Raw genomic sequence first — 266 nt, forward strand, 5'->3', positions numbered from 1 at the left:
TCTTATGGATCCAATCGACGTCGGCGACATCTCTGACCTTAGAATCCGCCTTGAGGGGATAGCCGAGGAGGCGGATCGCCGCCTTGTCACCGTCTTCGGTTCAGGGGTCAGCAGTGCGGTTCTCCCGGGTGTCCCGGAACTCACTCAGATCTTCCGGGATCATGTGCCGAAGCGGGGGCGCGCCAAGTTCGATGTGACGATCACGCCCATCAACGATCCTGGCCTGAAGAACCAGAACGCCGCCGCCCTGCTGTCCAAGCAGGCCG

The 266-nt window shown here is 61.7% G+C and carries 1 protein-coding gene; it reads left to right on the forward strand.

Annotated elements, in window-relative coordinates; genetic code table 11:
- On the forward strand, positions 1–266 hold a 266-nt coding region (locus KVT44_RS56180), incomplete at both ends, for a hypothetical protein (RefSeq protein WP_217577004.1).

Source organism: Streptomyces sp. GbtcB7, assembly GCF_019091445.1.
Taxonomy (GTDB): Bacteria; Actinomycetota; Actinomycetes; order Streptomycetales; family Streptomycetaceae; genus Streptomyces; species Streptomyces mirabilis.